Origin of the sequence: Gordonia sesuvii, assembly GCF_036350415.1 — a bacterium.
GTDB classification, from domain to species: Bacteria; Actinomycetota; Actinomycetes; order Mycobacteriales; family Mycobacteriaceae; genus Gordonia; species Gordonia sesuvii.
In genome coordinates, this window is record NZ_JAZDUF010000003.1 from 314,730 (window position 1) to 337,536 (window position 22,807).

25 protein-coding genes are annotated in these 22,807 nt (G+C 67.2%); 7 read left to right on the forward strand and 18 right to left on the reverse strand.

The features are described 5' to 3' along the window. Window positions 1–3 precede the first annotated feature (3 nt). Together mftF and mftE are read right to left on the reverse strand one after the other, a co-directional pair. Window positions 4–1,437 carry a mycofactocin biosynthesis glycosyltransferase MftF gene (mftF, locus tag VZC37_RS12265; protein WP_330432797.1) on the reverse strand — a complete coding sequence of 478 codons (1,434 nt, stop codon included), beginning with the start codon at window positions 1,435–1,437 and terminating at the stop codon, window positions 4–6. Further along, window positions 1,434–2,180 carry a mycofactocin biosynthesis peptidyl-dipeptidase MftE gene (mftE, locus tag VZC37_RS12270; protein ID WP_330432798.1) on the reverse strand — a complete coding sequence of 249 codons (747 nt, stop codon included), beginning with the start codon at window positions 2,178–2,180 and terminating at the stop codon, window positions 1,434–1,436. The genes mftF and mftE overlap by 4 nt, the downstream gene beginning before the upstream one ends. A 180-nt stretch (window positions 2,181–2,360) precedes the next feature. Between mftE and VZC37_RS12275 the strand changes: the two genes are divergently transcribed. Further along, window positions 2,361–3,473 carry a CaiB/BaiF CoA transferase family protein gene (locus VZC37_RS12275; RefSeq protein WP_330432799.1) on the forward strand — a complete coding sequence of 371 codons (1,113 nt, stop codon included), beginning with the start codon at window positions 2,361–2,363 and terminating at the stop codon, window positions 3,471–3,473. Here the strand turns inward: VZC37_RS12275 and VZC37_RS12280 are convergent. The 6 genes from VZC37_RS12280 to mftA form a co-directional block, all read right to left on the reverse strand. Then, entirely contained in the window at window positions 3,470–3,871 is a 402-nt protein-coding gene (locus tag VZC37_RS12280; RefSeq protein WP_330432800.1) for a hypothetical protein, read from the reverse strand. The two genes, VZC37_RS12275 and VZC37_RS12280, sit on opposite strands and share 4 nt — an antisense overlap. Further along, window positions 3,855–4,667, reverse strand: a complete 813-nt coding sequence (locus VZC37_RS12285; protein WP_330432801.1) for a mycofactocin-coupled SDR family oxidoreductase — start codon at window positions 4,665–4,667, stop codon at window positions 3,855–3,857. The genes VZC37_RS12280 and VZC37_RS12285 overlap by 17 nt, the downstream gene beginning before the upstream one ends. A 122-nt stretch (window positions 4,668–4,789) precedes the next feature. Next, window positions 4,790–5,989 (reverse strand): pre-mycofactocin synthase MftD, encoded by a 1,200-nt coding sequence (gene mftD, locus VZC37_RS12290; RefSeq protein ID WP_330432803.1) that lies wholly within the window; start codon window positions 5,987–5,989, stop codon window positions 4,790–4,792. Window positions 5,990–6,033: 44 nt separating this feature from the next. Continuing rightward, complete coding sequence (mftC, locus tag VZC37_RS12295) at window positions 6,034–7,320, reverse strand: mycofactocin radical SAM maturase (protein WP_330432804.1); 1,287 nt, start codon at window positions 7,318–7,320, stop codon at window positions 6,034–6,036. Between the two features lie 44 nt (window positions 7,321–7,364). Beyond that, window positions 7,365–7,736: a mycofactocin biosynthesis chaperone MftB gene (gene mftB / locus VZC37_RS12300; protein ID WP_330432805.1), complete on the reverse strand. Its 372-nt coding sequence runs from the start codon at window positions 7,734–7,736 to the stop codon at window positions 7,365–7,367. After that, window positions 7,736–7,831, reverse strand: coding sequence for a mycofactocin precursor MftA (mftA, locus tag VZC37_RS12305; RefSeq protein ID WP_330432806.1), 96 nt, complete (start codon window positions 7,829–7,831; stop codon window positions 7,736–7,738). The genes mftB and mftA overlap by 1 nt, the downstream gene beginning before the upstream one ends. 110 nt (window positions 7,832–7,941) lie before the next feature. Here mftA and mftR point away from each other — a divergent pair, with 110 nt between their 5' ends. The 3 genes from mftR to VZC37_RS12320 all read left to right on the forward strand — a co-directional run bounded on the left by mftR (window position 7,942) and on the right by VZC37_RS12320 (window position 10,161). Next, on the forward strand, window positions 7,942–8,562 hold the full coding sequence (mftR, locus tag VZC37_RS12310; protein WP_330432807.1) for a mycofactocin system transcriptional regulator MftR: 621 nt from the start codon (window positions 7,942–7,944) through the stop codon (window positions 8,560–8,562). A gap of 132 nt (window positions 8,563–8,694) precedes the next feature. Next, window positions 8,695–9,750, forward strand: a complete 1,056-nt coding sequence (locus VZC37_RS12315) for a ferredoxin--NADP reductase (RefSeq protein WP_330432808.1) — start codon at window positions 8,695–8,697, stop codon at window positions 9,748–9,750. Window positions 9,751–9,792: 42 nt separating this feature from the next. Next, window positions 9,793–10,161, forward strand: a complete 369-nt coding sequence (locus tag VZC37_RS12320) for a DoxX family protein (protein WP_330432809.1) — start codon at window positions 9,793–9,795, stop codon at window positions 10,159–10,161. 177 nt (window positions 10,162–10,338) lie between these two features. On the opposite strand, the gene VZC37_RS12325 is transcribed toward VZC37_RS12320, so the two are convergent. The 6 genes from VZC37_RS12325 to VZC37_RS12350 form a co-directional block, all read right to left on the reverse strand. Then, entirely contained in the window at window positions 10,339–11,061 is a 723-nt protein-coding gene (locus tag VZC37_RS12325) for a DNA alkylation repair protein (RefSeq protein ID WP_330432810.1), read from the reverse strand. 5 nt (window positions 11,062–11,066) lie between these two features. Continuing rightward, complete coding sequence (locus VZC37_RS12330) at window positions 11,067–12,281, reverse strand: NAD(P)/FAD-dependent oxidoreductase (RefSeq protein WP_330432811.1); 1,215 nt, start codon at window positions 12,279–12,281, stop codon at window positions 11,067–11,069. A 97-nt stretch (window positions 12,282–12,378) separates the two neighbouring features. Then, window positions 12,379–12,948 carry a hypothetical protein gene (locus VZC37_RS12335; RefSeq protein ID WP_330432812.1) on the reverse strand — a complete coding sequence of 190 codons (570 nt, stop codon included), beginning with the start codon at window positions 12,946–12,948 and terminating at the stop codon, window positions 12,379–12,381. Further along, window positions 12,945–13,595, reverse strand: coding sequence for a hypothetical protein (locus VZC37_RS12340; RefSeq protein ID WP_330432813.1), 651 nt, complete (start codon window positions 13,593–13,595; stop codon window positions 12,945–12,947). The genes VZC37_RS12335 and VZC37_RS12340 overlap by 4 nt, the downstream gene beginning before the upstream one ends. Beyond that, window positions 13,595–14,113, reverse strand: coding sequence for a hypothetical protein (locus tag VZC37_RS12345; protein WP_330432814.1), 519 nt, complete (start codon window positions 14,111–14,113; stop codon window positions 13,595–13,597). Before VZC37_RS12345 ends, VZC37_RS12340 begins: the two co-directional genes overlap by 1 nt. Beyond that, window positions 14,110–14,691, reverse strand: coding sequence for a hypothetical protein (locus VZC37_RS12350; RefSeq protein ID WP_330432815.1), 582 nt, complete (start codon window positions 14,689–14,691; stop codon window positions 14,110–14,112). Before VZC37_RS12350 ends, VZC37_RS12345 begins: the two co-directional genes overlap by 4 nt. Window positions 14,692–14,843: 152 nt before the next feature. On the opposite strand from VZC37_RS12350, the gene VZC37_RS12355 reads away from it, so the two are divergent. Continuing rightward, window positions 14,844–16,304, forward strand: a complete 1,461-nt coding sequence (locus VZC37_RS12355) for an amino acid permease (protein ID WP_330432816.1) — start codon at window positions 14,844–14,846, stop codon at window positions 16,302–16,304. Beyond that, window positions 16,301–17,185, forward strand: coding sequence for a universal stress protein (locus tag VZC37_RS12360; RefSeq protein WP_330432818.1), 885 nt, complete (start codon window positions 16,301–16,303; stop codon window positions 17,183–17,185). The genes VZC37_RS12355 and VZC37_RS12360 overlap by 4 nt, the downstream gene beginning before the upstream one ends. A 350-nt stretch (window positions 17,186–17,535) precedes the next feature. Here the strand turns inward: VZC37_RS12360 and VZC37_RS12365 are convergent, their stop codons facing one another. The 4 genes from VZC37_RS12365 to VZC37_RS12380 form a co-directional block, all read right to left on the reverse strand. Continuing rightward, window positions 17,536–18,399, reverse strand: a complete 864-nt coding sequence (locus VZC37_RS12365; RefSeq protein WP_330432819.1) for an SDR family oxidoreductase — start codon at window positions 18,397–18,399, stop codon at window positions 17,536–17,538. Window positions 18,400–18,450: 51 nt separating this feature from the next. Beyond that, window positions 18,451–19,062 (reverse strand): TetR/AcrR family transcriptional regulator, encoded by a 612-nt coding sequence (locus tag VZC37_RS12370; RefSeq protein ID WP_330432820.1) that lies wholly within the window; start codon window positions 19,060–19,062, stop codon window positions 18,451–18,453. Continuing rightward, window positions 19,059–20,420 (reverse strand): cytochrome P450, encoded by a 1,362-nt coding sequence (locus VZC37_RS12375; RefSeq protein WP_330432821.1) that lies wholly within the window; start codon window positions 20,418–20,420, stop codon window positions 19,059–19,061. Before VZC37_RS12375 ends, VZC37_RS12370 begins: the two co-directional genes overlap by 4 nt. Before the next feature lie 281 nt (window positions 20,421–20,701). Then, window positions 20,702–21,697, reverse strand: a complete 996-nt coding sequence (locus VZC37_RS12380; protein WP_330432823.1) for an o-succinylbenzoate synthase — start codon at window positions 21,695–21,697, stop codon at window positions 20,702–20,704. A gap of 68 nt (window positions 21,698–21,765) precedes the next feature. Here VZC37_RS12380 and VZC37_RS12385 point away from each other — a divergent pair, with 68 nt between their 5' ends. After that, the gene (locus VZC37_RS12385) at window positions 21,766–22,698 is read left to right on the forward strand and encodes an oxygenase MpaB family protein (RefSeq protein ID WP_330432824.1); all 933 of its coding nucleotides are present in this window, start codon (window positions 21,766–21,768) and stop codon (window positions 22,696–22,698) included. The last annotated feature ends 109 nt before the right edge of the window (window positions 22,699–22,807 follow it).

Here is a 22,807-nt window from a genome sequence, read left to right on the forward strand (position 1 = left end):
GGGCTATGTGGTGAGAACGGGACGCAGCGCGCCGAGGTCACGGTGAGCGATGGCACCCTGCCACAGGCCGGCTCCATAGGCGAGGTCGTCGAGCCGGTGCAGCACGGTGTAGCCGAGCGGACCGAGGGCGGGACCCCCGGCCGGATCCGCGACCACCTGGCGGGCCCACGACACCACCCCTTCGGCCAGTGCGACCTCGATGGCGAGCGTGCGGAACCGCGGCCAGAACAGCGCCAGCACCACCGCAACCGGCCAATAGTGACGGCAGATCGCGCCGGCCGCCTGCAAGAGCCCGAAGCCCACCGCTCGACCGGTCATCTGCGTCGCGACCAGCGGTGCCCCGGGTAGTTCGCCCAACCGCCGACGCAGTCGCATGCCGGTGTTCGCCACGATGATGAGCGCGATCGCCAGACCGATGCGGGTGCGGGTCAGCAGAGCGGCGACGGCGAGAGCCATCGGGATCGACATCACCACCGGGGCGGCGAACCCGCCGTGGCGGTCGGCGAGGTGGGCGGCACCGGTTCCGTAGAAGCGTCGCCGCTGCAGTACCGACCGCACGTCGGTGCGGTGGTCGTGTGCGACCTCCGCCACCGGGTCGTAGCGCACGCGCCAGCCCGCCTTGTGGGTTCGCCAGCACAGGTCCACGTCTTCGGCGACGCGCAGTGACTCGTCGAATCCACCGAACGCCTTGCGACGCACCACCATTGCAGCACTGGGCACGTAAGGCACACGACTGCCGGGCACCACCGAACATTCCTCGGGACCCATGTCGAGCGACGAGTGCCCGTTTTCGTAGCGCTCCACCATGGACGCGTCACGCTCCGCCCGGCTCAACCCGACGATGCGCGGGGCGACGATCGCCACGGCAGGATCGGAGAAGTGCCCGAGAAGCATGGTGAGCCAGTCTGCGGTCGGCACGACATCCGAGTCGAGGAATGCGACGAAATCGGTGGTCGCCGCGGACGCGCCGGCGTTCCGTGCCGCCGACGGGCCACGGTTCTCGTCGAACCGGATCACCCGATGGCGCTGGTCGACTCGGATCGGTGTGCGCGAACCGTCGTCCACCACGATCACCTCGACGCCCTCGACCGCGCCCAGCAGTCGATCGACACCGGATTGGTTGTCGCGCACCGGAATCACGATGGTGACGTCTGCGGGCGTGGGGCCGAACATGGGCCGGGGATTGGCGATCCCGCTGTCCAGTAGTCGGCGTGCGAGGCTGCGGGTCGCGGGATCGCACACCTCGATCCGCCCGTCCGCGGACGTCATGCCGAGCGCGGCGTCGGTCAGCCGCAGCATGCGGGTCGGCGATCCACCGACGAGGTAACGCAGGTCTCGGCGGCGGGCACACCGCATGTCGATCTGGACCTGGAATCCGTCGGGGAGCGTGTGCTCGACCGTCGCCACGGTCTTGGCCTCCCGGTCGATCGCCGTCATCCGAGCCGCCCGCTCTCCCCGACCGCCCACGCCCGCACGGCGGCGACGAGTTCGGAGACGAGGGCGTCGGTCAGCTGCTCCCCGTGCGTACTGCTCGCGCCGGTCGGATCACCGAGCACGCCGTTGTCACTGACCGCGGCGACTCCCCCGGCGCGCATCGTCGGCAGCAGCGTCGACACGGGCGATGTGTTCCCCGACTCGGCGGCCGTCATCGCGACCGATTCGGGCGAAAAGTGCAGTAGTACCGAGGTTTCGGTGAGTCCCGCATGTGCGTCGGCGTTCGGGAACGCGCACGGGAACCATGCGACGTCGCGTCCTTCGTACCGCAGTCGCCGAACCGCCTCGACCAGGGTCGGGCCGTTTCCGCCGTGTCCGTTGACGAAGACGAGGCGATCGGCCCATCGGCACGCACTGCGGCCGAACTCGATCAGCAGCATCCGCAAGGCGTCGTGGCCGAGTGAGATCGTGCCGGGAAATCCCTCGTGTTCCCCGCTCGCCCCGTAATTCAGGCCGGGTGCGGTGACGACGAGACGGGAACCGTCGGGTTCGCCCGATGCGCCGGTACCGAACATGGCGAGTGCGTGGACCGCGCGGCCGGCCACCTCCTGGGCGATCCGCGCGTCGGTGTCGAGGGGCAGGTGCGGCCCGTGCTGCTCGGTGGCCCCCAGCGGAACCAGCACCGTGCAGGTTCGTTCCGATAGTTCGGGCCACGACATCTGTCCCAACGCGGCCCGACGCTCCATTCGTTCAACTTTAGCGACGCGGTCGGCGCGTGTTAACCGGGTCGGCCCAATTCTTCGATAGGAATCCTGCATCCATGGGAATGATCGGCCCGACTGTCCGAGCGCTCGATCGGTTGTGGGATGCTGGACGGCAGACGTGAGACCCGACACATCGGGGCGGGTACGGATCGGGAGGACACCATGACGTCGACGACACCACGTAGCAGCGGAAAAAGCGGACCACTCAGCGCAATCCGGGTGGTCGAGTTCGCAGGTATCGGACCCGGACCGCATGCGGCGATGCTGCTGGCCGACCTGGGCGCCGACGTCGTGCGGGTCCAGCGTCCCGGTTCGCTGCCCGCGGCCGACCGCAAGGCCGACGCGCTACTGCGGGGGCGGCGTGTCGTCGAGGCGAATCTGAAGGACCCGGCCGATCGGGACACCATCCTCGGACTGGTGGCCAAGGCTGACGTTCTCCTCGAGGGTTTCCGACCCGGTGTGATGGAACGCCTGGGATTCGGCCCCGGCGACCTCGATGAGGTCAATCCCGGACTCGTCTACGGCCGTATGACCGGGTGGGGTCAGGACGGGCCGCGCGCCGACCGTGCAGGCCACGACATCAACTACATCTCCCTGACCGGCATGCTGCACGCCGTCGGCCGCAAGGACGACCGCCCGGTGCCGCCACTCAACCTCGTCGGCGACTTCGGCGGCGGTTCGATGTTCCTCGTCGTCGGTGTCCTCGCCGCGCTGCAGGAGCGCCAGGTATCGGGCCGCGGACAGGTCGTCGACGCCGCTATGGTCGACGGCGCGTCGGTGCTGGGCCAGATGATGTGGGCCTTCCGCGGCACCGGCCTGTGGAGCGATCAGCGGGGCGTGAACATGCTCGACACGGGCGCCCCGTACTACGAGGTGTACGAGACCTCGGACGGCAAGTACATGGCCGTCGGCGCAATCGAACCGCAGTTCTATGTGGAACTGCTCACCGGCCTGGGGCTGGCCGACGCGGATCTGCCCGCGCAGAACGACATTGCGCGGTGGCCGCAGCTGAAGCAGATCTTCACCGACACCTTCGCCTCACGTACTCGCGACGAGTGGTCGAAGGTGTTCGAGGGCACCGACGCGTGCACCTCGCCGGTCCTCGATTTCGGTGAGGCACCGTCCGATCCGCACATGGCCGCGCGAGCGAACCTGGTGGAGATCGACGGCGTGATGCAGGCGCAGGTCGCACCCCGGTTCTCGCGGACGACGCCGGACACCCCCGCCGCCCCCGATCGGGTCGCGACCGATCCCGCCACCCTCTGGCAGGATTAGGCCCGCACCTCACCCCGCCGACGTGCCCAGCACGGCGGCACGTCACCTCCCAACGCGCCCAGCACCGCGGCACGCCACCTCCCAACGCGCCCAGCACGGCGGCACGCCACCTCCCAACGCGCCCAGCACCGCGGCACGCCACCTCCCAACGTGCCCAGCACGGCGGCCGACAGAACCCAGAATTTCGCCGACAGAATCCAGCCGTACATCCACGCGGATGCGAACAGCACTCTCTGGATTCTGTCGGCGGAATTCGGGGTTCTGTCGGCGTGAAAAGAGATTCCGTCGGCGCGAAAAGAGATGCCGTCGGCGCGAAACAGGATGCCGTCGGCGCGAAAAGAGATGCCGTCGGCGCGAAAATGGGTTCCGTCGGCGAGAAACTCAGACCTTCGTCGCACCCATGTCGATGGAGAACTCGGCCCCGGTGACGGCTTTGGCGCCGTCGGATGCGAGGTAGAGGACCGCGTCGGAGATCTCGTCCAGCGAGGCCACCGGATGGTGGTTCATCATCGAGCTGAGATGCGGTGCGACCCAGGGGATGCCGAAGATCCGGTGCGCTTCGGTGTCGGCCACGCCCATCGGGGTGTCGACCGCATAGGGGTGCAAGCTGTTGACGCGGATGCGGTAGTGTCCGAGTTCCTTGGCCGCGGTCTGGGTGAGCCCGCGCAGTCCGAACTTCGACGCGGAGTAGGAGGCCTGCAGGGGCATCGCCTTGAGGCCGGCAGATGAACTGATCACCGTGATCGACCCACCGTTGCCGGCCTCGAGCATGGCCGGGATCGATGCGCGCAGCGTCTTCCACGTGCCCACCAGATTGACGTCGACGACGTCGGTGAATTGCTCCTCGGTCAGTTCCCAGACCTTCCCCCAGGTGAGCAGTCCGGCATTGGCCACCACGCAGTCCAGTCGTCCGAACTGCTCGACACCATCGGCGACGAGTTGTTCCTGGAACGACAGGTCGCGCGTATCCCCTTGTCGCGCAAGAATCTTTCCGCCGGCCTCCTCGACGAGACGGATCGTCTCGGCGAAGTCGTCAGCGGTCGCGGCCGGGTAGGTCGTGTGGTCGGCCACCGGACCTGCGATGTCCATGCCGATGATCGCGGCACCTTCGCGCGCGAACCGCAGCGCGTGGTTACGTCCCTGGCCGCGCGCCACGCCGGTGATGTAGACGACCTTGCCGTCGAACTGCCCCATCCCCAGAGTCCTCGTTCTCTCGTCGTGGTCACCCGCCACAGGTGATCCGTGTGAGAAAACTGTAACACGTTCTACTTTGGGTGGCGGGTGACCGAGGGGCCGATGATCAGCGGATCGTCGTGTCAGGCGACGCCGAACGAGCGCTCGAAGTCTGCCGGGATGACCAGGTCGTCGCGGCTAAGTTCGTGAACACTCTTGCGTCCCAGACCCATCAGCGACGAGTCGAGTCCCATGCGGAGCAGATCGAGAACGTTCTCGACACCCGCCTGCCCGTTGGCGGCCAGTCCCCACAGGTACGCGCGTCCGACCATCACCGCACGTGCACCGAGCGCCAGCGCCTTGGTGACGTCGCTGCCGCGACGGATGCCGCCGTCGAGGAGCACCTCGATGTCGTGGCCGACCGCGTCGGCGATCGGCCCGAGGACGCGAATGGTCGCCGGGGTGCCGTCGAGGTTGTTGCCGCCGTGATTGGACACCGAGATCGCCGACGCACCGATGTCGACCGCACGCCTCGCGTCGTCCATCCGGGTGATGCCCTTGACCATGAAGGGCCCATCCCACTGCTCGCGCAGCCACTTCAGGTCGTCCCAGGTGGGCGGCGGGGTGTTCATCCACTGCCCGTAGGCGCCGAAGAAGGTGGGACCGGGCTCACCGGGCGGGGTGAGGTTCGGCGCGGTCAGATCCGGGATGTTGATGCGGCCGCCCTTGACCCAGTCCAGGGCGTAGCGCGGCCGTACCGCGATCTCCGGAGCGAGCTTGAGAAGCGCCGGGAAGTCCACCTTCTCCGGGATCTCCGGGCTGCCCCAGTCACGGCCCACGTTGAACACCCAGTCGGTGGTCACGATGAGCCCCTTGGCACCGGCCGCCTTGGCCCGCTCGGCGCGGGCCAGGATCTCGTCACGCGAGCCGAGCCAATAGATCTGGAAGAAGATCTTGTCGTTGACGGCCGAGACCTCCTCCACCGGATGAGAGGCGAAGCTGGACAGGCCCATCGCGGTTCCACGCGCTGCTGCGGCGCGGGCCACGGCGACCTCACCATCGGGATCGACCGCCTGGACACCGGTCGGGCTGATCATCACCGGGAACGAGATCTCCTGGCCCATGACGGTGGTGGACAGTTCACGGTCGGGCTGGGTCCCGACGACATGCGGTGCGAATCCGAGTTCGTTGAACGCCTGCGTGTTGTCGTTCACCGTGATCCCGGCCTGGGTTCCGGCGACCAGCGACGAATACACCGACTTCGGCAGTCGCTTCTTGGCGCGCCGCTGCGCTTCGTGCACGGTCTCGAACCAGGGATTCCTGGCCCACGGATTCTTCGGCATCGTTCTACCTATCTGTTCGATGAAGTGAGACCCGGCTCGGCGGGTCAGCGGCTGTCCGGGGTGAACCCGGCCAGCGGGTTCTCGTCACAGCTCTTGGACGGGGGCGCACCGACGGGCAGCAGGTCGCCGTCCGGCCGCCGCGTCATCAGCGTCAGCGGGGTGCCACGCGAATGATCTTTGTTGGCAGTCGGTTTGGTGCGGTCACCGGCGAGCAGCTCCTCGCCGTAACCCTGCACACATTCGGGATCCGGACCGGCGAGCGGCAGACCGGTGAAGAACTTGGCGGCCATACAGCCACCGCGGCATGCGTCGAAATGCGCGCACTTGGTGCAGGCGCCGGCATTCTGCGGTTCCCGCAGTTCGGTGAAGAGGTCGGAGCGCTGCCAGATCTCCTGGAAGCCACCATCGGTGGTGATGTTGCCGGCGAGGAAGTTCTCGTGGATGGCGAACGGGCACGCGTAGACGTCGCCGACCGGGTCGATCAGGCACACCACACGACCCGCGCCGCACAGGTTCAATCCCGGGAGCGCGCCTCCGCCACCTGTCCCGGCGAACGCGGACAGATGGAAGAACGAGTCACCGGTGAGCACGTTGTCACCGTGGGCGACAAGCCAGTTGTAGAGTTCGCGCTGCTGTTCGGGGAGCGGATGCAGGTCGTCCCAGACGTCGGCGCCACGACCGGAGGGCCGGAGCCGGGTGATCCGCAGGGTCGCGCCGTACCGATCCGCGAGTGCCTTGAACTCGTCGAGCTGGGAGACGTTCTCCCGCGTCATGACGACACTGATCTTGGCGTCGGCGAATCCGGCCTCGTGCAAATTCTCCAGGGCACGCACGGCCATGTCGAACGACCCCGGTCCGCGGACGGCGTCGTTGACCTCGGCGGTCGCGCCGTCCAGGGAGATCTGCACGTCGACGTAATCCGAGGCGGCGAGCCGTGCCGCGACCTCTTTGTCGATGCGTAAACCGTTGGTGGAGAACTTGACCCCCACCTGATGGCTGGTCGCGTAGTCCACCAGCTCCCAGAAATCAGGGCGCACAGTGGGTTCGCCACCGCCGATGTTCACATAGAAGACCTGCATGCGTTGCAGTTCGTCGATGATCGCCTTGCACTGTTCGGTGGACAGCTCACGCGGATCACGTTTACCCGACGACGACAGGCAATGCACACAGGCGAGATTGCAGGCGTAGGTCAGTTCCCACGTCAAACAGATCGGGGCATCGAGGCCTTTCTCGAACTGATCGACCAGCCGTCCCACCTTCGGCGGGGAACTGGGGGCGGGCGCGGTGTCCACCGAAGCAGTTGCGGTGGGTGGCATTTCCAGGGTGGTCATCGTTGGACTCCTCAGGGGCGTGGCGAGTCGGGTGCGGTCCGGGGTCAGGCGTCGGGTGATGATCCCGGCGGGCGGCGGGTGATCATTCCCGAATCGGCGAGTGCACGCAGCGCCTGCAGGTAGAGGGGCCGCTCGGCCGCCTCGATCCCGGCCGCGGCGAGAGCCTCATCGGCAGACCGGTGGTCGGCGAGCGACTGCACGATCCCGACGACGGTCAGATTCTTCAGGAACGACAGTTTGCGTGTGCCGAAGTGATAGAGCAGCGCACCGAACGGCTCCGGCCGCAACGCCACCTTCGGATTGAGCTCCCACGCGGCGTCGATGTCGAACGGAGCGGGATCTACCGGGGTGGGGCCGGGCCCGGCGGTCGCATCGACGCGACCACCGGACACCGGACTCGATGTCGGGACCGACATCAGTAGACCCCGCACATCCCGTCGATCGACACTTCCTCGACCAACGATTCGCCCACGAGCTCCTCGTGATCCGACGTGACAGACTGATCAGCCATGATCCAACCTCCAAATTCTCTCGATCGTGATGTGGATCACGGGCTACTATAATGGCACTCGGTGCAGAAAAACAGCCCCAGGCACCAAACTGCCCGAATGGACAGGTGACATGACTCCGCCCGACGCGCCCGCTCCCCTGACGCAGACCGGCCAACCAGGCCGGCGACCGGTCACGTCGCGGGCGCAGATCAGCGCGGTCGCGATCGACCTGTTCACCGCCAACGGTTTCGAGGAGACCAGCGTCGACGACGTCGCCGACGCGGCCGGCATCGCCCGACGGACCCTGTTCCGCTACTACCCGTCGAAGAATGCGATCGCGTGGGGCGACTTCGACGGTCACCTCGACGCGATGCGGGCGCTGCTCGCCGACATCCCGCCGACCGAACCGATCGCCGACGCGCTGCGCCGCGCCCTGATCTCGTTCAACCGGGTGCCGCCGGCCGAACTGGCCGGACACCGTCGCCGGATGACACTGCTGCTCGGTGTTCCTGCGCTCCAGGCCCATTCGATGCTCATGTATGCCGAATGGCGACAGGTGGTCGCCGAGTTCTGTGCACAGCGGCTCGGATTGTCCGACGACGACCACCTGCCGCAGACGATCGCCTGGATGTGCCTGGGCACCGCCCTCGCCGCGTACGACCAGTGGCTCGCCGATCCGGACGCCGATCTGGAGACCCTCATCATCGCCGGGAGTCGTACGCTTGCGGAGGGCGTCGGCGCCCTGTCATGATCGGCGGGCGCTGCGGTAGACTGAACTAGAACGTGTTCTCATTTTCGCTTGAACAGCGACGATGACGCCCGAGTGACGCGTGACAGATGTCGTCGAGACCACGGTGGGACTCGAGCGGCGGAGAGGTGGGAGATGACCGAGCTGACACCACATGGCTCGAGGAGCGTGATCCTGACGGTCACCGACGTCATCGACGAGACCGCCGACGCTCGCTCGATCGTCTTCGACGTCCCCGACGCGCACCGCGACTCCTTCACCGAGTACAAGCCCGGCCAGTTCCTGACGCTTCGAATCCCCAGCGACCGCACCGGTTCGGTGGCACGGTGCTATTCCCTCGCGTCGTCGCCGAAGACGGACCGGCTGCCCAAGGTGACGGTCAAGCGGACCTCGGACGGCTACGGGTCCAACTGGGTGTGCGACAACCTGTCCCCCGGTTCGCAGATCGAGGTGCTGCCGCCGTCGGGCGTCTTCACCCCCAAGGACCTCGACACCGCACTCCTGCTGATCGCGGCCGGCAGCGGGGTGACGCCCGTGATGTCGATCCTGAAGGCCGCCCTGCATGCAGGTACCGCGCCGATCACGTTCTTCTATGCCAACCGTGGCGTCGACGACGTGATCTTCGCCGACGAGCTACGCGACCTGCAACGCGATCACGCCGACCGACTGACCCTGGTCCACTGGCTGGAATCGCTGCAGGGGCTGCCCGACGACCGGTCCCTGGCCACCCTGTTCCGCGCCTACGCAGACCACACCGCATACATCTGCGGCCCCGGACCGTTCATGGACGCTGTGCACAAAGGCCTTGCGGGCGCGGGCTTTCCGCATCACAACGTCCACACCGAGGTGTACAACTCGCTGTCCGGGGACCCGTTCGCCGATGTCGAACTCGAGGAGGTCACGGAGTCCGAGGACGCCGAGGCCGCCACGGTCGAGGTCGAGCTCGACGGCGAGACACACAACCTCCGGTGGCCGCGCAAGCGCTCGTTGGTCGACATCATGCTGGCCGCAGGCCTCGACGCGCCGTACTCGTGCCAGGAGGGTGAGTGTGGCTCGTGTGCCTGCACCCTCACCGAGGGTACGGTCGAGATGGAGAACACCGGCGCGCTCGATCCGGAGGACATCGCCGACGGGTACATCCTGGGATGCCAAGCGCATCCGACGTCGGATGCCCTCAAGATCGAGTTCTGAGATCCGAGCGGCCGGCACCACAACACGACCCAGGGGGAACCGATGAGTCCCGACCGACTGGCCCGACTCATGGCCGGAATGCTGATCACGATCGGCACACTGCACTTCGTCGCGCCAAAGCCGTTCGACGACATCATCCCGGAGGAAATCCCCGCCGACCCGAGGACGCTGACCTACGCCTCCGGCGCGGCCGAGATCGGAATCGGCGCAGGCCTGCTGGCCCCGCGGACCCGGCGCTTCTCCGCGGCGCTGGCCGCAGCATTGTTCATCGCCGTCTACCCCGCCAACATCAACATGGTGCGGTTGTGGAAAGACAAACCACTCGCGATGCGGGCCGCGGCGATCGGCCGTCTGCCGCTTCAGTTCCCGATGATCTGGGCCGCGATCAAGGTCTTCCGCGGGTCGCGCTGAAGGCTGCCGCGTACGAGGTCTCGATACGGCGCCTCGCAAGCTCGGGGCCTACTCGACCAGCGAAAGGGTCCGGCGCCTCGCAAGCTCGGAGCCTACTCGACCAGCGAAAGGGCAACCATTCTTCCGATGGTCGAGTAGCCGCGAACGAAGTGAGTGGCGTATCGAGACCCACGTTCCTCAGCGCAACGAACGGTAGTGCGCCCGCTCGTCCGCCTCGAGGTGCTCGATCGCGTAACTCAGTGCGGTGCGGCCCATCCGGGGTGCGTGGTCGGCCAGATACGACGTGAGCAGATCGCGGTCGACCCGCTTGCCCATCTCGCGCAACATCCACCCGGTCGCCTTCTGGATGAGATCCCGGCGGTCGTCGATGACCACCGGCACCACCGCCAGAGTCGCCTCCCCCACACCGTGTTTGAGGAACGCAAACGTCCCGACGATGCCCGCCCGACGCATCCACAGGTCGGGTTCGGAAGCGAGTTCGACGAGCTTGCCATGGTCTCCGCGCCGAACCAGCCATGCGCCGAGAACGGGATCGGCCGACGCGTCGACCAGATCCCAGTTGTTCACCCGACCCTCCGCCAGCGCGCCGAGGTACTGATCCACCCAGCCCCTGCGCGTGGGGTCGTCGGGTGCGCGTTCGAACTCGGCCCGCATCAACAAGAGTCCGGCCAGTCGGTACTCATGGATCTCCGACGCCAGCAGCCGGTCGACCGTCGCGGCGTCGACACCGCGGAATCGCTTGGCCACCGCACGCAACTGGGGAACCGTCACCCCGATGAACCGATCGCCCTCCCCGTACTGGCCGGGGCCGGTCTTGAAGAACCTCGCCGACCCTTCCGCGCGCACCGGGTCGGCGAGCTCGGCGATCGCCGCCTCGATATCGGCTGGGGTGGCCCGCACGGGGATTAGCCCAGGAGTTCGGCGATCGGCGTCGGCGTGAGCAGCTTGGGCCGTGTCTTCATCACGGCACCGACCTTGCCGGCACCCACCACACCGGTCAGCACCCCGTCACGACTGTAGTAGGCGAGGAACTTGGTTCCGTCGTCGTCGACGAGATGCAGGTCGTCGGTGGCTTCCGGACGACCGAGGACCTGGATCTTGAGGTCGTACTGATCGCTCCAGAAGTACGGTGGCGCAGCGGGGATCATCGCGTCGGTCTGTGCGATCCGATGTGCGACAACGGTCGCCTGCTCCACCGTGTGGGTCCAGTGCTCGACGCGGCGGGTACCGCCTTCCTCGGTGCGCCAGTTGGCGACGTCACCGAGCGCGTAGACATCGGGGACCGATGTCTGCCCGTGTTGGTCGCAGGCGATGCCGCCGCCGGACTCCCGTGGCGCGAGCTCGATTCCGGAGCCGTCGAGATAGTCGGTGACCGGGGTCGACCCGATGCCGACGACCACGATGTCCGCGGCGACCTCGGTGCCGTCGGCCAAACGCACCCCGGTCACCTTCGCGCCGTCCGATACCACCTCCTCGACCCCGACTCCCGTGCGGACGTCGACACCGTTCGCGACGTGCATCCGGGTGATCAGGTCGCCGATGCCGGTGCCGAGCGCAGCAGCCAACGGCGACGGCGCCGGCTCGATGAGTGTCACCGCGAGTCCGGAGCGGATCATGCTGGCGGCGACCTCGCAGCCGATGAACCCAGCACCGACGACAACGGCTCGCGATGCCTGACCCATCTCGGCGCGTAAGGCGAGGGCGTCGTCGATGGTGCGCAGCACGTGTACCCCGGCCACACCGTCGGTGCCCGGGAGCGCGCGGGGCACCAACCCGGTCGCGAGGACGAGCGATTCGTAGGCGATGGTCTCGCGGATGGCCTCGTCGTCGAGACGCTGCACGGTCACCGTGTGGTCTGCGGGCGAGATCTCGCACACCCGCTCACCGATTCGCAGCGTGACCGATGAATCGCTGAAATAGTCGGCCGGCTTGAGGTCGACCCGGTCGTCCTTGCCGAGAAGCACCGACTTCGACAGCGGCGGGCGATCGTAGGGCGGATGGGCTTCCGCGCCGATCAGTGTGATCGGTCCTCGGTAGTCGTTGCTGCGCAAGCTCTCCGCGACACGGATACCGCCCAGTCCGGCACCGACCACCACAACACCCGCAGGTGACCCGTTCATGACGTCTTCCTCCTGACACGTTCGTCGCCCGTACCAGCCAGAACTGCCGCCACGGGTCCGGCCGCGACGCGGCCGTGGGAATGCGTACGAGCATCCCTCACCGGGTGACGTCGCCGACCGGATCGAGGTCGGCGAGCCGCCAATGTCCCTCGACATTACGCATAGACGCCCACCGAGCGATAGAAGTGCGTTCCCCGTTGCGTTCCGTCTGGTTGTCAGATGTGGCACCGTCCGACGGCGGTGTCGTCACCGTCTGGTCGATGAAGACCAAGACCCGAGCGATGTCGTCGCCGTACGAGTCGACCCCCGTGCCGACGACCCGCGAGGTCATCGTCACCCCGGCTTCGACGGCGCCGGGCAGGATCACGTCGGCGCCGGAGACCTCGTACACGGACTCCAGCGGGGCGGTGAGCTGGGCCGCCACCTCCCGTCGGGCCTGTGCCCCGGAGTCCGGGGCGAAGTTGGTCAACGCGGTGACGGCATCGCTGGTGGCGGTCAGCAGTGCGGTGCGCTGCGCGTCGTCGGAGATCGGGCGGGCCCGCTCGGCAGCGATGAAACCCACGACGGCCAGCACGGCGGCGACCACGACGACCGCGACCGCGATCGCGGCGCGTCGACGGGCACGTGGACCGAGATGCGGGCGCGGTGCGTTCTCTGCGGGTGTCATGCCGGCTCCGTCCCGCTGATGAGCCATCGCGAACCGACCCGGGTCACCGTCACCTCGACCGTCACCCGGTTCTGACCGGGGTCGGCGCCGACGAGTGCCGGGTCGGACGCCTCGGCGACCACCAGCGACACCGCGACGGCGCCGTCGTCGTCGCTGGGCGGGTCGGTGACCAGACCGGCGGACAGGACCGTGCCGCTGCTCGGCCGCCCCATGCCACGGACCTCCGCGGACAAGGCGTCGGCGACGTCGCGTATCCGATCGTGCTGCTCACCGGTGGTGACGGCGAGCGCCCGATCGATGTAGGCGGCCGGATCAGTCGGATCGGCGGTCAGCAGCGCGGCGACCCCCGCTTGCGATGCCTCGAGCGCCGCCTGTTCCGCTGCCGACCGGCCCGCGGCGTCACGGTTCTGCACCCACAGTGTGACCAGGCCACCGAGAGCGACCACGAGCACGGCGACACACACGACCGCAGCGACGCGGAAGCGCGACGAGCGTCGTCGGGCGCGTGCCCGGAGAGCGCCCGCAGCCGCGATCCGTGCCTGCCGCGCCGCGCGGGTGGCATCATCCACCCGTCGTCGCGCGCGAGCGAGGCCCTCGGCGCCGGATGCCGGATCGGAGGTCGTTCGGGTCTCGTCGGGGGCGCCCATCACAACACCTGGACCGCGGTCAACACCCACTGATCCCCCATACGGTCGAATTGTGCAGTGATCGAACGCCTTTCGGTTGTGGACTCGCCGGCATCCGAGCCCTCCGTGGTCACCGACGTCCTGATCAGCGTCTGACCCCGATCGGGTTCGGCGTCGACCACACCCACCACCTCGGGTCGCCAGACGACGCTGCGCACCCCGTCTGCCGGCGGGCGGGTCAATTCCGTCGCATACCGATCCGCGAACTCACCGCCGATCAACGCCCGCGCACGGTCACGATCGGCCCGCCACGAGGACACGTCCACCGAGAACACCTGTGCGACGATCTCACCGGCGTCGCGGCGCAATTCGGTGCGCGTGCGCTCGGTGGCCGAGTCGTCGGCCCGCTGCCGCCCCTGCGCGACGAGTGCGCCCAGCATCACCAGCAGCGTCAGCGCCAGGACGGACGCGACGACGAGGGCACGTCGCGTCGAGATCACCTGTGATCGCCGATCATTCATCGGAAGTCGCTTGCTCATGGGAGATACTGCACCGCTGCGAGTTTGAGTCGACCGTCGTCGGGTTCCACGAGCACGCTGAGCCGAAACTGCTGCACGGGTTCGGGACTCGCGGAGTCGTCACGGCCGTCGGTGAACACCACGGTGGCCGCGACGAGCACGCTGGCCCGGTCACCCGAGCGCGCCGACACGCCTGCTCCGTCGACGACGCCGCGGCCGATGGTGCCCTGCGAAACGACGAATCGGGTATAGGCGTCGGCGGATTGGGCGAACTCGTCACGGAAGGCGCCCGTCGCGCCGTCGAGGATCCGGCGCACCTGTCCGGCGCCGCGGGGGTCCGGGCTGAGCAGCACCTCGACCCGTTCTGTGGCGGCCTGCCGGAAGTCCTCATCGGTGTAGGACCGTTCCGCGCGGACCCAACCAACCACCGCGATGACGGCGACGACACTTGCTACCAGCGCCAACCCGATGGCCCACCGGTCGGCACGCGACCGACGCCGAAGACCCGCCCTGACCTCCTGTTCGCGCAGATCGTCCACCGCGCGACGCAACTCGACACGAGCCGCCAGCTCCTCGTCGAGCACGGCTTCCCTGGCCATCGATGGTCCTCTCCGCCGGTCCGTCGACCCCCCGTCGACGGAGTCCACCCTATCGACGGAGACAACCGGCGGTCCCGGCTGTTTGGCCGATGCCGTGCGAAAGCGGCGATTCGGGCGCAGAATCGACTACTACTGCGAGAAGGGCAGCGCCGATGACGCAAGCACAGTCGTTTTCGAGCACAATTTTCCGTCGTAAGCCCGTGGTCGGCGCGCGGGCGCCCGGGCAGGCGGCAGACGAACCGCACCTGAAACGCAGTATCGGGACCTTTCAGCTCACCTTCTTCGGCGTAGGGGCCACGGTCGGCACCGGTATCTTCATCGTGATCCCGGAAGCGATCAGCATGTCCGGCCCGGCCGTGATCCTGTCGTTCCTCATCGCCGGCATCGCGGCGGGGCTGGCCGCGATCTGCTACGCGGAGATGGCATCGGCGGTCCCGGTGTCGGGGTCGAGTTACTCGTATGCCTACGCGACGATGGGCGAGGTCGTGGCCGTTGGTATCGGCGCGTGTCTGATGCTGGAGTACGGCGTGTCCGCCGCCGCCACCTCCATCGGGTGGGGGCAGTACCTGAACGAATTGATCAACAACCTCTTCGGCTGGTCGATTCCGAACGAGTTGACCGCGGCACCGTGGGGGGTCGACGACCCCGGCTGGATCAATTTGCCGTCGGTGATCCTCGTCGTGATGTGCGGACTACTGCTGATCCGCGGTGCCAGTGAATCCGCGCTGGTCAACACGATCATGGTGTCGATCAAGATCGGTGTGCTGCTCCTGTTCGCGGCGGTGTGCTTCACCGCGTTCACGTCGAGTCACTTCTCACCGTTCATGCCGGAGGGGATGGCCGGGGTGACGTCGGCAGCCGCGGTCATCTTCTTCACCTTCATCGGGCTCGACGCCGTGTCCACCGCGGGCGACGAGGTGCGCAATCCGCAGAAGGCGATGCCGCGTGCCATCGTCGGCGCCCTGATCGTCGTGGTCAGCATCTACCTGCTGACGGCCGTCGCCTCCATCGGCGCGCAGGCCTGGACCGAGTTCAGCCCCGACGACGAGGCGAGCCTGTCGAGACTCGCCAACAGTGTCACCGGTTCGACGTGGGTCGGCGACATCATCGCGCTCGGCGCGGTCATCTCCATCTTCTCGGTCACCCTCGTGGTGATCTACGGGCAGACACGCATCCTGTTCGCGATGGGACGCGATGGGCTGCTGCCCAAGACCTTCGCTCAGGTCAGCCCGAAAACGATGGTGCCCGTGAACAACACCGTGATCGTCTGCGGCGTCATCGCTCTTCTGGGCGGGTTCGTGCCGATCGACGCACTCTGGGATCTGGTCTCGGTTGGCACCCTCGCCGCGTTCATCACCGTGTCGATCGGCGTCGTCATCCTGCGCCGCACCATGCCCGACCTCCCGCGCCCGTTCAAGGTTCCCGGCTACCCGGTCACCCCGGTGCTGTCGGTGGCGGCCTGCGTCTGGATCCTCAGCGGCCTGGCTCCGGTCACCTTCCTGTTCTTCGGGCTGTGGGTCGCCGCTGCGCTGCTGTTCTACTTCCTGTGGGGCCGCCGGCACAGCAAGCTGAACACGGGGCCCGCCTCCAGCGCCGATGAGGTCTCGCAGTGACGATCCTCGTCGGGTACGTCCAGGGCGAAGGCGGCACCGGCGGAGTCCAACTCGGCGCGATGGCCGCGGAGTCGCTGGGTACCGACCTCGTGGTCGCGACGGTGGTGCCGAAACCGTGGACCACCCCCTCGATGGGAAAGGTCGATGCGGAGTTCACGGCCTGGACCGATCAGGTCGTCGAGAAGGCTCGGCAGGAGATCACCGACTACATGGAGATCTACCCTCCCGAGTTGTCGTGGGAGTTCCGGCGACTCGACCATCGGACGGCGTCACGCGCGCTCATCGACTGCGCCGTCGAACTCTCTGCCGACGGCATCGTGATCAGTTCGACCGGCGACGGCCAGCTCGGCCAGATCGTGGTCGGGTCCACCGGTGACACGCTGATGCACCGTTCACCGGTCGCGGTCGGCATCAGCCCGCGCGGATACCGGTCCCCGAAGCACGGCCAGCTGACCAGGGTGACCGTGGCGATCACCGGCGCCGACAAGGCCTCCCGCGCAGTCCTGGAACGTGGGCGCAGCCTGTCGACTCGCATGGGCAAACCCCTGCGGGTGATCACGTTCGCGGTGCGGGGCGGTGCGATGTACCCGCCACTCGTGGGGCTCAGTACCGAGGACGCCGTCCTCGAACAGTGGCAGGAGCAGTCCGCGCACGCCCACCACGAACTGCTCGACGACGGCTCGATACCGTCGGGCACCGAGTGCGCGGTCGCCGCGGGTCGCGGGTATCGCGAGGCCTTCGACTCCATCGACTGGATCGAGGGCGAGGTGCTCTTCCTGGGTAGCACCCGCGAAGGCGTGCTGTCCCAGGTGTTCCTGGGTTCCCGTGCCGCCAAGATCATTCGGCATTCGTCGGTTCCGGTGGTGGTGTTGCCCAGGTGACGGAGTCGCCGACGAGCGGGTAGGCACCGCCCACCCGCGGATCGAGTAGGCACCGAGCGAAGCGAGGCGCCGTATCCCCCGCCGATCGAGTAGGCACCGAGCGAAGCGCCGTATCCCCCGCGGATCGAGTAGGCACCGAGCGAAGCGAGGCGCCGTATCCCCGCCGATCGAGTAGGCACCGAGCTTGCGAGGCGCCGTATCGAGATCACGCGCAGCAGGTTTCGATACGCCGGCTCGCAAGCTCGCGCGGCTACTCAACCAGCGAAAAAGGGCACGCCGGCTCGCAAGCTCGCGCGGCTACTCAACCACCGAAAGGGGCACGCGCGGCGCGAGACCACCGAAAGCCGTCGCTACTCCGCGCCGATACGGCGTGAGTACTCGGCGCGCCGCCCGTGATCGAAGTCGAGGAACATCGTGTCGAGCTTGGTCATCCGACGCGACGCCCGCTTCATGCGCTGGGGGATCATCGGGTTCGCGTGGGTCCACGCCATCGACCGGGGCGCGGTCAGCCGTACCCGGGGGCGGGCGATGATCGAGAGCACCTGCGCCGCCACCTCTTCGGGTTCGATCGCCCGCACCATGCTGTTGGTGTTCAGACCCGAGATGAGTCCCGTCCGGGTGAACGTGGGCAACACCGTGCTGATCCGCACGCCAGTGTTCTCGAGTTCGGCGTCGAGCGCCTCGGAGAACTCGATCACGGCCGCCTTGGCACCGTTGTAGATGGTGAGACCCGGCGTCGGCAGCCGGCCCGCGACCGAGGCGATGTTGACGACCTGGCCCTGCCCACGCGCAACCATCCTCCGCGCGGCCAACTGCGTGCCGGTGATCACGCCGATGACGTCGATGTCGTAGGTCCGTCGGATCAATGCGTCGTCGTAGGAGAGGAAATCGCCGACGGGCATGATCCCCGCGTTGTTGATGAGCACGTCGATCGGACCGACGGCCGTCTCGACCGCGTCGAGAAAGTCCGCGAACGAGGCGCGGTCGGTCACGTCGACGGTGAACCCCTCGACGCCCAGGTCAGCCGCCGCCTTGCCCACGGCGTCGTCGTCGATGTCGCCGAGCGCGACGACCGCACCCGCATCGAACAACTGCGTCGCGGTCTCGAATCCGATCCCGCGGGCTCCGCCGGTGATCGCGATCACCTTGCCGCGCAGTGCAGCACGGATCTCCTCGCGGTCGGGACCACGGCGCAACAGATCACGAACAGACATCAGAAGAACCTTCCATGGAGAGTCCACGAGCGTGGAGGTGGGCGCCGGCGGTCACCAGATCATCGGAGCGAGGAACTTCGCGGCGAGATCACGGACCGCATCGGGGTGCTGACGTTCATCGGACGCGGGCACCTCGAGGTAGGAGATCACCAGGCGGACATGCAGTTCCACCGCCAAGTGCAGATCCTCATCGGGCATCGTCGCGCCCGCGTCACGCAGTGTGGCCGCGACGCGGTCGGTGACCATGTCGACGAACAGTGCGGTGACCGCCGAGGTGATGCCCCTCATCTCCGAATCGGTGAGCACCAGCCGACGCATCAGCGGGTCCTCGGTGATCATCACCGCGCCCTCGGCGAATGCCTCCACGACCGCCTCGGCCGGACCCAGCCCGACAACGGCCTGCGTGAGTCGGTGCATACCCCGCTCGTAGAGGCCGTTGGCTACGGCGAGCAGCAGCGCTTCTTTGTTCGGGAAACGCCGATACAGGGTGCTGCGACTCACGCCGGCCTGTACCGCCACCTCGTCCATGTTCGCGCGACGCACACCGACAGAGGTGAACTCGGCCTCGGCGGCGGCGAGAATCGCCTGCTCCTGGTCCTCCGGGCTGGCAGTGTTGCGGGCCTTGCGCGCAGTCTTCGTCTGCGACGTCGACGCCGGCGTCATCGGCGGCGGAGGTCGACGGGCAGTTTGTCCTTCGGTACCGGCAGCGCGCTGTAGTCCATCGGCATCTCGTAGCTGTCGGGGACCGACCACTCGTAGTCGCGCAGCAGATGATGCAGGATCGTCTTGATCTCCATCTGGCCAAAATACAGCCCGATGCACTTGTGGACCCCGCCGCCGAACGGCATCCACGCCATCCGGTGCCCCTTGTCCTCCTTGCGCTCTTTCGTGAAGCGCTCGGGATCGAAAATGTCCGGGTTGGTGTAGAACTCCGGGTCACGATGATTGGTCATCTGCGGAACGGTGACCATCGACCCCTTCGGCACGAAGAACCCCTGCACCGAAGTGTCCTTGACCGCCATCCGGGGCTGCGCCGGCACCGGCGGACACATCCGCAGCGACTCCTTGAGCACCAGGTCGAGCACCGAGAGCTTGGCGAGGTCGTCATAGCCGAGTTCCGGGTTGAGTTCGAGGGACTGCTCGCGAGCCTGCTGCTGCCATTCCGGCGCCTTCGCCATCCGGTAGGCCATCTGCGTCATGGTGATCGTCGACGTATCGTGCGCGGCCATCAACACGAAGATCATGTGGTTCACGACGTCCTCGTCGGTGAACCGCTCCCCCTCGTCGCCCTCGACGTGACACAGCACCGAGAAGAGGTCAGGGGTCTCGCGGGCACGTTTGGCGGCGATGTTCTCGTAGAAGAACTCCTCGAGGATCTTGCGGCCCCGCAAGCCCTTCCACCATCGTCCGCCGGGCACCGGCTTGCGCACGTAGGCGACGCCGGCGCGCACCGTGTCGATGAACGCCTTGTTGATCTTGTCCGCCTGGTCCTTGGGTAGTTCCATCCCGAGGAAGACCTCGAGCGCGACGTCGAGGGTGAGGCTCTTGAACTCATCGAACATCTTGACCTGCCCGGTCGGGAGGTCGGCGACGCGCTCGGCGATCATCGGCTGCATCTCCTGCATGTAGCCCTTGAGCGTCGACGGCGTGAACGCCTGCTGCAGGATGTGCCGGTGATGACGGTGCTCGTCGAAATCGAGGAGCATGATGCCCCGATTGAAGAAGGGGCCGATGAAATAACTCCACGCGGGACCGTTCGCGAACGCCTTGTCGCGGTTCATCAGGACTTCGTCGGCGGCCCGCGGTCCCGCCGCGATCACCATCTTGACACCGAGCGCGTTGAGGCCGGAGACCTGACCGAACCGCGCCAGGCGCTCGTCGCCGAACGCGAAGGGATCGCGTCGCATCGACATCATCTCCAGGATCCCGTTGCGCTGCGCCGTCGGCACCGCCAGCAGGTCACTGCCCGCCGGCGCCTCTGCGAACACTGCCGACCGCTGCGCTGTCCCTGTCGAGCTCATAGCCACTCTCCTCGTCCCCGATCCACGTCGTGCGATGCGTCGATCCACGTGATCCGCGTCGCATGATCAGTCTATTGGAACAGAAATCGGAAAATGTTTCTAGTGTCCCGCGTCGGAAATTCGTTCCATGAGTTCGGCGGTCCAGGTGGATGCATCGCGAGGCGGCGGAGGAGCAGGTACTGGATGTACCTGCGACGACGCCAACGAAGCGAGGCGCCGCCTGGGCGTCGAAATCATCAACGAATTTCCGACGCGGGACACGAGTACCTCCGGGTGGGCCGTTACTCGTCCCGGACGGCGGGTCCGCCCGCCAGCACCGCATGACACCGCACCAGCCGTTCCCGCCACCACCGCTCACGATCCGGGTCGGCACGCGGCAGCGAACGCGGGGGCAGGTCGCCGGTGAACCATCGTGGCTCCACCAGCCCGTCGGCGGGCACGAAGGGCTCCGCGACGTCGTCGGTGAACATGCTCCCGGTACCCAACCCGCACGCGTGGTCGAGACGCGGCAACGCCGCGGCGGCGGCCACCCCGGCCGCCATCCCCACCGCCGAGTCCAGCGCCGACGACACCACGACCGGAAGGCCGATGGTGTCGGCGAGTTCGAGTGTGGCGCGCATCCCGCCGAGCGGTGCGACCTTGACGACCGCGATGTCGGCGGCGTCGGCGGCAACCACGCGATACGGATCGTCGGCCTTGCGGATCGATTCGTCGGCCGCGATCGGCACCTCGACGGCTCGGCGCACGGCCGCGAGTTCCGGCACGGTGGCGCACGGCTGTTCGACGTACTCGACGTCTCCGATCGCCCGGATGGCGTCGATCGCCTGCTCGACCGACCAGCCGCCGTTGGCGTCGACGCGGACCGTCGGAACGACATCGCGCGCCGCGTCGACGCGGGCGATGTCGTCGGCGAGGGTCTGGCCACGTTCGGCGACCTTCACCTTCGCGGTCGTCGCACCCGGGTATCGCCCGAGGATCTCCGCCACCCGGTCCGCATCGACCGCGGGCACGGTCGCGTTGACCGCCACGGTGTCTCGTACCGGTTTCGGCGGGCCGAGGTAGGCGGCCTCGATACCCGCCGCCAGCCATGCCGCGGCCTCGACGTCGCCGTACTCCACGAACGGACCGAACTCCCCCCAGCCGGCCGGCCCGCGGAACACGACCATCTCGCGCTCGGTGATCCCGCGGAATCGCGTGCGCATGGGCAGCCGGACGACGAACGACTCGGCCAACAGTTCGTCGGGTCCGGGCAGATCCTCGACCACAGGTGCCTCCACTCGTCGGCTTACATCCATCGTTGGAACAAATCTTTCATTCCGTTCCAACCTGGGTTACCCTTCCTGACATGTCAGTCAACCAGGACTACGAGCGCTCGATCCGCGAGGCCGAGCCGATGATCGAGCCCGACGACCCGGACTCGGCCCTGCCCTCGCCCCGTCTGGGCGCCGATTCGCTGATCTGGAAGTTCTACGGCGACAGCCGGGGCATCCTCGGGTTTCAGCGCCTCGCCGGCACGGAGAACTGCATCGAGCAACTCGGCCAGGCGGTGCTGGACCATTCGGTGATCTTCGACGACTTCCTCGGTCGGGCGAAGCGCACCGGACCTCCGGTGATGAAGACCGTCTACAGCACCGAACCGCAGAAGTGGGGTCGGACCGTCCGCGACTTCCATCGCGACATCAAGGGCACCATCAGCGACGGCTCGCGATACCACGCCCTGAATCCCGAACTCTTCTACTGGGCCCACGCGACATTCGTCGACCAGGTGCTGTACATCACCGATACCTTCATCCGCCGGCTCAGCTACGCCGAGAAGGTGCAGATCTTCGAGGAGAGCAAGGTCTGGTACGACCTGTACGGCGTGAGCTCACGCAGTCAGCCGCAGACCTACGAAGAGTTCGTCGAGTACTGGGACGACATGCTCGATCGCTTCGTCCCGCACAAGACGGTCGTCTATGCCACCGGCTACATCCGCCAGGGCCTACCGCGGCCGAAGAAGATCCCCGCCCCGGTGTGGAAGATCGTCTCGGCGCCCCTGAACGCCTTCCTGCGCACCGTGATCGTCGGGACGCTGCCGCAACAGATGCGTGACGTCTGCGGACTGAAGTGGGATGCCAAACGGGAGAAGAACTTCCAGCGCTTCGCCGCGGTGATGCGAACGTTGAACCCGGTGTTCAACCGCCTCCCGATCAAGTGGCTGTACGTGCCATGGGCATATCAGGCGTGGCGCGAGATCGGGGTGGACCCGCGACCGCTGTACAACAAGCCGGCCGCCTGACCGTCTCGACTGGGCGCCGTTTTCGGTCGACTGGGCACCGTTTTCGGTCGACTGGGCACCGTTTTCGGTTGACTGGGCGCCGTTTTCGGTTGAGTGGGCGTCCCACGTG